Genomic DNA, 6,055 nt, shown 5'->3' on the forward strand with positions numbered 1-6,055 from the left:
CATCTTTTCCATTCAGACTCACCGTCACGGGTTGTTCTGCATCGGAATATTTGACCGCATTATCGATCAGATTAATGATGACTTGCTTGAGTCGATCGCGATCGGCTTTGACGACAATATCTTCGGTCGGATCTTGCAAAACAATCGAGCGATGACTTTGCTGCCGGGCCATTCCCACCACCTCGACGATCGAATCGTTAAGGGACACCGGTTCGAGATTAAAATGCAAATATCCGTTATCGGCGCGGGCTAATTCGAGTAACTGTTCCATTAGGCGGATGGTGCGATCGGCTTCGGCAGCGGCAATCCCCAAAGCATCCCGCTGCATTTCCGTCAGATTGCTGCCTCGACGCAGAGTACTCTGAAGATAACCCGAAACCAGTGTCAAGGGCGTTCGCAGTTCGTGGGAAACGTTGCCAACAAACTGTCGCTGCTGTTCCCAGGATGCCGATAGGCGATCGAGCATCGTATTGCAGGTTTGTGCCAATTCCCGGACTTCCGTGGGGGCGCGATCGAGGGGTAGCTGGGTACGACCGAGATCTTCAGCGGAAATCGTCTCGGCGAGTTGAGAAAGCTGGCGCAGGGGTTGAAGGGATTTTTGCACGTACAGGGCGATCGCCACCGTCATCGAGACGATGGCCAACAAACTCGCCGCACTCAAACTGCGAATCGTCCCCACGAACATCAATTGGTCGTTCGTGATATCCTGAGCGACGTACAGTTGTCCCACACTCATCCCCTTCACATCTAGCGGCATACTGCATAGCAGATAGTAGCGATCGTTAATGTGATACACCTCGGGAATCAGTTGGTTGGCCGGCAAATCCATCAACTGCTCGCTGGTATCGTCGCTGCGACCTTTGAGTGCCATCGACTGTGCCAAAATCTGACCCTGGGAGTCTTCAATCCACATCAGAACGTTTTCCACGCTCAAACTATCGATCGCCGGTTGTAACCCCACACTTGCTGATTTCCCGGCGCTATAGCGTTCGACATCTTGAGGGAAACGACTGACGATATAGCCCACGTTTTGTTTGTGGGTTACCACGAGCAAATTTTGCATTTTCCAGCTCATCCACAGGGCCACTCCACCCATCCCCACTGCAGAAACGGTGGCAATACCCACCGTCAGACCCACCCGTAGCGATCGCGGATCGAGCTGTCGAGGAACTTGCATGAAGATGTGTCGCCAACGGTTGCGAAATGGCATGAATCGATATGTTGGGGGATTATCAATATTTTGGTGGATACTCTGACAGTTTCGGCTATCCGACCCGATCGGTTCGGAAGACGATCTCGCTCGAATTTCACCAATTCAGTCTCAGTAGAATCTCGACTGGGCACCCAAGATCAATGTAACAAAAAATTATGAGAAAAACCTGATAAAGAAATGGGAGAATTAAGTTAGAAAACAGGAATTAACCGAGCTTAAATCTCAATTCCAGATATCTCGATCTCATTTTCGATTTTCGGTCTTTTCCTCATCTCAATTAAAAAATGGAGAAATTACCCGATCTGATTTTATTTCTATTTTTTGCACTTCTCTTCTAGTATCCGTCATGTCAGACTCTCTATTCGCCGATGCCATCCAAAGACTCGATCTTGCCTTGAAATACGTATCGATTTCTGAGGATGCGATCGAACGCCTCAAATTCCCCAAAGCAAGTTTGAGAGTGTCCGTTCCCGTGCGAATGGATGACGGTTCCCTACGGATTTTCCAAGGCTTTCGGGTGCGTCACGACGATACCCGAGGTCCCACGAAAGGCGGCATTCGCTACCATCCCAACGTTTCTCTCGATGAAGTGAAATCCCTAGCGTTTTGGATGACGTTCAAGTGTGCGGCCCTGGGGATCCCTTTCGGCGGTGCGAAAGGGGGAATCACCCTCAACCCCAAAGAACTATCCCGCCTCGAACTCGAACGCCTCAGCCGGGGATACATCGATGCGATCGCAGACTTTATCGGCCCCGATGTCGATATTCCCGCACCGGATGTCTATACGAACCCGATGATTATGGGGTGGATGATGGATCGCTACAGCACCATTCGCCGCCAATACACTCCGGCAGTGGTGACGGGAAAACCCATCGAACTCGGGGGCAGTTTGGGACGCAATACGGCCACGGCAACAGGGGCTTTTGCGGTGATTAATACGATGATACCGAAGTTCGATCGCCGTCCTCAAGATACCACCGTTGCCATTCAAGGATTTGGCAATGCCGGTTCGGTTTTGGCCGAATTACTGTTTCATGCCGGGTACAAAGTGGTTGCCATCAGCGATTCCCAAGGAGCCGTTTACGATCGAACCGGATTGGATATTCCCAGCATCCGCCGCTACCGCGAGTCGAATAAAGAAATGCAAGCGGTTTACTGCCAAGGATCTGTTTGTTCGATCGTCGAACGCAATCGCTTGACGAATGCCGAACTCTTAGCATTAGATGTGGATATTTTGATTCCTGCCGCCCTCGAAAATCAGATTACTGAAGCGAATGTTAATGACATTATGGCTCAGTTTATTTTTGAGGTTGCCAATGGGCCGATAACGTCGAGTGCCGATCGAATATTAGAAAAAAAAGGAATTCGGGTCTTTCCCGATATTTTAGTGAATGCTGGTGGCGTGACCGTTAGTTATTTTGAATGGGTACAAAATCGTAGTGGTTGGTATTGGACGGCCGAGGAAGTCGATCGACGCTTGCAAGAAAAAATGATTGAAGAAACCGAAAAGATTTGGAAAATGGCCCAGGAGCGATCGATTTCTATGCGCTCGGCCGCTTATGTCCATGCCCTCAAACGGTTAGGAAAAAGTATCGATGCGAAGGGAACGAGAAATTATTTCGGTCGCGAGTAGGATTGAAGATAAAGTAATGAGACTGTTTTGACTGACAAAAATGTGTCGGTTAGGTTCAGTCGATCTCGTGCAACCCAACAACTGAGATCGTCACTGTTTCAAGTTTTTTTAGTCGATCGGGGCTTCGACCTATGGTGGAAGGATTATATGATTTTTAATTGAATATTAATTGGAAATGCGATCGCTTTTATGTGAGTCATAGAATTGGCGATCGCATGATTCCCAGCTCGATTTATTCTTGAGGGTCAGAATCGGAATCTTCATTACCAATTTTGGGAATAAAATTGGGACGCTTGGCATCTTCCCAACCGGGGGGTCGCTTGGAGTTATACCAAGCAACTAAACCGATCGAGATAGCTGCAATAAATCCAACAATATACACTAAGGTAAATGCGAGGGGAAATTGAAATCCTTCTTTAACACCTGCAACATCTATCAGTACGTTCATGCGGATCGATCCTCTCTTTATCGAACGCTATTTTTTGACACGATATAAACATAAACATTAACGATCGCCATTGGAAGTCAGCCGACACAATTGATACTGGCGATATCACAAACCGCAACCTATCGGAGACCATTAGAAAGATCTCGTCGTACTTTTAGGCGATCGCAAAATATCGTTTTTTTAATTTATATGAATTTCCTGGGCTTCATCGAACAAACCACCTCCAAAACAACCCGATCGCATCGCAGTCACATTTGACACTCAACAGTCAAACAATACTAACGCGATCGAGCAGTGTTTCCACGAGGGCAAAACCGCGTTCGAAATAAGTCTCTCCTGAGTTATGCCAAATTAAGTATCCTCAAACTTATATCCGACACCCCGTACCGTTTGAATTTTTGAGGGTTCCTCGCTATTAGCTTCGATCTTGCGGCGGATTTGACCGATGTGAACGTCTACCACGCGAGGTTCTCCCACGTAATCGTAGTCCCAGACTTCTTGCAGAAGTTCCGATCGTCGCCAAACTCGATTGGGGTGGCTGGCCAAAAAATGAAGTAAATCGAATTCGAGAGCTGTCAAATTCACCGGAGAGTCATTTAAACTGACTTCGCGACTGCCGGGGTCGATAGTCAGCGAACCGACTGTAATACACTTTGCTGCTGCTGGAGTCACAATGCGCTGTCTCTTGAGAACAGCGGCGACTCTCGCCCCAAGTTCCACTAGGCTGAAGGGTTTGGTGAGATAGTCATCCGCGCCCTTTTGGAACCCTTGGACGACATCTTCTTCGTCACTTCGGCTAGTCAGCATCAAGACAAAGACACCGGTACGCTCCTGCATTTCTTGACAGAGGCTATAGCCTGTAGTGTCCGGTAAATTGACATCTAAAATCACCAAGTCGGGATTGAGCTGCTCGAATAAGGTCAGCGCTGTTTTACCGTCTTCAGCAGACTCAACAGCGTAATCTTGCTTATTCAAGTAGCGATGGATTAGATTCCGAACTGCAATGTCGTCGTCAACGACAAGAATTTTGGCAGTGGACATGATCGGGACTTTAAGGATGAAAACGGGGTTAACAAAGAATAGCTAAAAAAATACGGGCGCTAGTTGTCAGAAGCCGATAAAATCTCAAGACAGCCGTACGAGAACGGGTCGCATGAGGATAGGTTTTTGCTCCTTACTTCATAAACGCCTTACTTCCATCAATAACACGACTGGTCGCCTTACAGCGAACAGCTCGATCCTAGGTAACATGATATAGCAGAATATTTTGGATAAATTCAGCTAATGTCTGTCTCTCAGCTTAAGCTTAACTTGGTAGAGGGTTCGGTCTCATTTCGCTTTACTCCTGAAGGAGCGCGGGAACTACGATCGCACATTGCCGAACTGATGGAGCGATTGAAAGCGGCCACCCAGAAGGCGGCTGTAGGTCGTGCGGGAAAAACCAGTCCTCAAAAACCGATGGAATATCAGTATACGGGGGAGGTGTTCTTGGAAGTTTTTTGTAATCCTAATATTTGGCCGAGTCCTTTTGCGGCCAAGGTTCTGATCGTTTTGCGGGACGATCGCATTCGCCTGACGACCGAAGCGGAACTCACGCGGACTATTGAGGATCTCGAACGATATTTAGAACAGGTCGAATAAGTCCCGGCTGTTTTTCTGTTTTCGACCGAACTTTTTTGAATGTAAAACCGATTTTCTTCTGACTCGAGCCAGGTCGATCGCCGATTTCAAAATCGTTATGAGTCCGAGCCAAATTGTTACAGTTTGTAATAGAATTCAAAAAGTTTGCGATTGGGTTTTGGGCCCTGGGCTTTCCCCCGTCGCACGAGCCGATATAGTCCCTCAAGGAGAGTAAAGTTATGACCCAGACACCCGAAGGATGTCTCCGGGTAGGTCAGCCTGCCCCAAACTTCACGGCCACAGCAGTCGTCGACCAAGAATTTGAAACAATTGAGCTATCCGACTATCGAGGCCAGTACGTGGTCTTGTTCTTTTATCCCTTAGACTTTACCTTTGTCTGCCCGACGGAGATTACCGCCTACAGCGATCGCTATGAAGAATTCAGCGAACTCAATACCGAAATCCTCGGGGTTTCAGTTGATAGCGAGTTTTCTCATCTAGCTTGGATTCAAACCGAGCGTAAATCTGGTGGCGTGGGCGATCTCAACTATCCCCTCGTCTCCGATATCAAAAAAGAAATCGGTACGGCATATAACGTTCTCGAACCCGAAGCTGGGGTTGCTCTGCGGGGCTTATTTATCATCGACAAAGATGGTGTACTCCAACACGCCACCATCAACAACCTTGCCTTCGGTCGCAACGTTGACGAAACCCTGCGCACCCTGCAAGCGATTCAGTACGTGCAGGAACACCCCGACGAAGTCTGTCCGGCGGGCTGGCAGCCTGGAGACAAGACCATGAATCCCGACCCGGTCAAATCTAAGGAGTACTTCGCTGCAGTATAGCTGGCATTCGCGATCGATGTGGGGATGAAGAGCGATCGCCCTCTTTCCCACCCGTTTGCGGCCCAATTGCCGCTTGAAAATTCGATACCCCAACATCAAGAATGCTTTTGCACAACAGCGATCGCCCGGTTGGGGTTTTCGCGTATTTTACGATCTGCGACTTGCGATCGAAAACCAAACGTAATTGTTTCATCAAGAGAAAATCCTCTTTTTATCTTGACAAATTTCATGACTCGCAAACAATTAAATCGACGATTTGGCAAAGTCTGAATAACGATCGCCATTCATCTCTAATC

6 protein-coding genes are annotated in these 6,055 nt (G+C 48.1%); 3 read left to right on the plus strand and 3 right to left on the minus strand.

What is annotated here, in order from left to right; genetic code table 11:
- The coding region (locus IQ235_RS16295; protein WP_264322493.1) for a sensor histidine kinase at positions 1 to 1,210 on the minus strand (1,210 nt) is incomplete at its 3' end.
- A gap of 349 nt (positions 1,211 to 1,559) precedes the next feature.
- Between IQ235_RS16295 and IQ235_RS16300 the strand changes: the two genes are divergently transcribed.
- Complete coding sequence (locus IQ235_RS16300; protein WP_264322494.1) at positions 1,560 to 2,846, plus strand: Glu/Leu/Phe/Val family dehydrogenase; 1,287 nt, start codon at positions 1,560 to 1,562, stop codon at positions 2,844 to 2,846.
- A 232-nt stretch (positions 2,847 to 3,078) separates the two neighbouring features.
- Here the strand turns inward: IQ235_RS16300 and psb35 are convergent, their stop codons facing one another.
- Together psb35 and IQ235_RS16310 are read right to left on the minus strand one after the other, a co-directional pair.
- A complete protein-coding gene (psb35, locus tag IQ235_RS16305) occupies positions 3,079 to 3,294 on the minus strand; it encodes a photosystem II assembly protein Psb35 (RefSeq protein ID WP_264322495.1) in 216 nt (71 codons plus the stop codon).
- 351 nt (positions 3,295 to 3,645) lie between these two features.
- Complete coding sequence (locus tag IQ235_RS16310) at positions 3,646 to 4,335, minus strand: response regulator transcription factor (protein WP_264322496.1); 690 nt, start codon at positions 4,333 to 4,335, stop codon at positions 3,646 to 3,648.
- 243 nt (positions 4,336 to 4,578) lie between these two features.
- On the opposite strand from IQ235_RS16310, the gene IQ235_RS16315 reads away from it, so the two are divergent.
- Together IQ235_RS16315 and IQ235_RS16320 are read left to right on the plus strand one after the other, a co-directional pair.
- A complete protein-coding gene (locus IQ235_RS16315) occupies positions 4,579 to 4,935 on the plus strand; it encodes a hypothetical protein (RefSeq protein WP_264322497.1) in 357 nt (118 codons plus the stop codon).
- A gap of 218 nt (positions 4,936 to 5,153) precedes the next feature.
- Complete coding sequence (locus IQ235_RS16320; protein ID WP_264322498.1) at positions 5,154 to 5,759, plus strand: peroxiredoxin; 606 nt, start codon at positions 5,154 to 5,156, stop codon at positions 5,757 to 5,759.
- The last annotated feature ends 296 nt before the right edge of the window (positions 5,760 to 6,055 follow it).

Origin of the sequence: Zarconia navalis LEGE 11467 (genome assembly GCF_015207075.1) — a bacterium.
In the GTDB taxonomy this organism is placed as follows: Bacteria; Cyanobacteriota; Cyanobacteriia; order Cyanobacteriales; family Geitlerinemataceae; genus Zarconia; species Zarconia navalis.